Annotated in this window: 2 protein-coding genes and 1 pseudogene; 2 read left to right on the top strand and 1 reads right to left on the bottom strand. The window is 55.6% G+C overall.

Going from position 1 to position 2,974, the window contains the following annotated elements:
- Positions 1-483: transposase (locus BLR31_RS21215; RefSeq protein WP_176762806.1), on the top strand; the 483-nt coding region annotated here is incomplete at its 5' end.
- A gap of 1,018 nt (positions 484-1,501) precedes the next feature.
- On the opposite strand, the gene BLR31_RS21210 is transcribed toward BLR31_RS21215, so the two are convergent.
- Complete coding sequence (locus BLR31_RS21210) at positions 1,502-2,035, bottom strand: MgtC/SapB family protein (RefSeq protein WP_090600526.1); 534 nt, start codon at positions 2,033-2,035, stop codon at positions 1,502-1,504.
- 670 nt (positions 2,036-2,705) lie between these two features.
- Here BLR31_RS21210 and BLR31_RS22370 point away from each other — a divergent pair.
- Positions 2,706-2,882 (top strand): annotated as a pseudogene (locus BLR31_RS22370) (hypothetical protein); the annotation flags it as partial.
- Between the last annotated feature and the right edge of the window lie 92 nt (positions 2,883-2,974).

The raw sequence follows: 2,974 nt of genomic DNA, 5'->3' as shown, positions 1-2,974 counted from the left end.
CTGCGCAGAAGGGGGTTCAAAGGTTCGCTCCGGGTGGTGGGAGAGTGGGCAACGCGCCGGCGGCGGGCTGAGCAGACCGACGCCGCCCTGCGACGCATTCCCTCGGCGCGAACGATTGCCAGGTTTATGACCACGGGGCGAGACCGACTGACGAAGTCAGAAACGGTCATTGTCGCCGCGATTGAAGCCAATGTGCCCCACCTGGTTGCAGCCCGCAGTCAGCTGGAGGCGTTCCACGCTATGATCCGGACCCGAAATTCTGGCGGCCTGGCCGATTGGCTCGAGCGGTCTTCGCAGGGGCTGATGGCCTCATTCGCGAAGGGGGTTCAACGCGACAGAGCCGCGGTCGAGGCTGCAGTTACTTCAACTTGGTCGAACGGACAAACTGAAGGCCAGATCACCAAGCTCAAGCTCGTCAAGCGTCAGATGTACGGTCGCGGAAAAATCGACTTGTTGGAAGCCAGGCTGGTAGGCGCTCCGTGAGCGCCGTGCACCAAGTGAGCGCCAGAGCCAATATTGGATGCTGTTTGACAGCCGCAAAGCAGAGTTGCGATCTAGTTCCGAGCGTTGAGGGCTTAGGATTTGCGCCCCCTGGCGCGTTCCTTGTTCGACCGGCGCTAGGTACGCCGTCAAACAGGAGAAACAGTGACAAATCCAGACACGTTCATCAAGCCGAAGCCACACCCGCTGAAGGTCGATCAGTAGAGCTGGACGTCACTGTCGGTCAAAACCGCAAGTCACCGCTCGGCTACAATGGGTTCCTGGGCCGGAACGGGCTTTCTCTTTCGCGTTCATCTTTGAAAGGAGCATGTAAATGAAACCGTATACACCTAAGCCCGACGACACACCCAGCCCACCCCGTAACGACCCCCATTCCTCAACTGAGGAAATAGGTCGGGCTGAAGTCCCTAACACGCCACAAGCACCCAAAGATCGGCGACACTCGCAGATGGAAGAGGAGCAGCGGGTAAACAATTCAGTGCACGATGGGGAGAAGTCTCTCAAACGCTGATGCGGTTGGCCAATGGATCATGTGGCGAGCTGAACAGGAACTGGAACTCTGCGACATCCTGGAATGTCGATATTGAAGACCGCTCGGACACCTCTCCGCCTTTTCGCGTACTAAGCCAAAAAGGATGCGTAGAAAGGGAGTAGCGGAGGAGTAGGTTAGCCCATCACCGTGGCGGAACGTAGCGAATCCAGCATCGAAAATGAACCTTCGCTTGGATCGGTTACCGCCGCGTTCACCCCATCTAAGCCATATCTGAATCAACATTGAACAAACATCGCTGTTAAAACTTTAGCCATCATAACAGCCAGTTTGAGGCACCTATGAGCTCATTTGCCCGCCAGCTTAGTCAGATTGCGCAATCGCAGATGAGCAGAAACGCACTCAGCAGCTGGGATAGGTTCAAGCTACCACCCTCGAACGACCAAATAGACGCCTTGCTGGGCCAGGAGCGGCATAATCCTCTCCCACATCCATATGCTCAAAGGGCGACTACTCTTGCTGTCCGGGCAGTTCCCTTGCCCTCCGACCTACGCCATCATCGGAAGACTGGACATTCTCCTCTGCCTTCTCCCCCTGAGGGTCGCCTTTGCCATTGGGGATAAACCGTTCCACCAGGCGAACAACGGTGATCAACAGGAGGCCGAAGATAAGCGATGCTCCAAATAACACAAACTGCCCGGCTCCAGCGGCAATGCCTAGCGCCGCTGCGAGCCATAAATTGGCTGCCGAAGTGAGGTTGTGCACGTCTCCTCGCGCAAAGAAGATTGCCCCTGCTGCAATAAAGCCGATGGCCTGCGCGAGACCTTGGACCACGCGCAACGGGTCTATGTTGTTGCTACTGCCGTCAGACGACAGAACAACATAGAGCAACAGAGCAGATATAGTGATGGCGGCGGAACTCAGCCCAACTAGTCCATGGGTGCGTATGCCCGCGGAAATACCCCGCAATTCTCTATCCAACCCAAGGAGCATCCCTCCACTGACTGCCAGCGCCAATCTAATGACGATATCGATATCAGACATGCCGCCTCATGATATGGCAGCCGCGCCTTGCGCGACAAAGGGTCAAGTGACGTAGTTTTCCAGGGCTTTGAGGCTGATGACAAGCGAAATCGGGTCAACCGGACACGCCGTATCGCAAGGGGCAAATCAAAAACAGTATGTTGAGCGCCAACAGGCGCTAGTCGATTTTGGGCTACTCTTCGGAACGATGACCTGCTGGAAGTTCTTAGCCAAGCCACCCACCTGGTGGGACGAGCGCCTGGCACTGATTATGTAAAATCCTCGATAGCACGCCAGAAGGTGACGAGGTCCTCGCTAAGACTGGCGTCGGTTGGGAACCAGAGATCGTCGGGAGCATCACTTCCACTTCGGAAACAAGACCGCCGAGGGCCACGCCATTAAACAGCGCCGGCCGATTACTACGACTAACGTTGCCACCAACCCAAAATAAGAGCGTCCAAAGTTCATGCGGGGCACAGGGGCGGTTGCAACCATAAACGTTCCACTGCAGGGTGCAATCGTATAGGGGCTGCTGCAGTCGATAGTCTCGAAGGACGCGATTTCAGCCAGGAAGACATACAGTTCCTGCCCACTTATGCGATGTTCCTTAAGCCGGTCATTGATTGATGCACAAAGTCCCCTCGTAGCAAAAGTTCCTCAGCAGGAATCCGGGAGCTGACATCGCGTCAAAAACAACATCGAAGCCATTGGTAGCTTTTTGCGCACGAAGGTGCGCGAAGCAAACTCCGTTGAAACCGGCGACGCACTGAAAGCGGTTGGGGGAACAGTTGAAACGCGAAGGCTCGTTCATGAGCGGCCTTACGCCACAGTTGCGTTTGAGAGCCTGTGCATGCGCGAGTATGTTTGAGCTACTCCCCGAAAATAGGGCACTGACGTAAGCTACAAATTGTTGTCTGCTGGTCTTCGACGATGGAGATCAGAGATGTCGAAACGCAAGCA

It is taken from the genome of Pelagibacterium luteolum (assembly GCF_900100665.1).
Taxonomy (GTDB): Bacteria; Pseudomonadota; Alphaproteobacteria; order Rhizobiales; family Devosiaceae; genus Pelagibacterium; species Pelagibacterium luteolum.
Note: the sequence above shows the minus strand (reverse complement) of the source record. Positions and strands in the feature narration are given on the sequence as shown.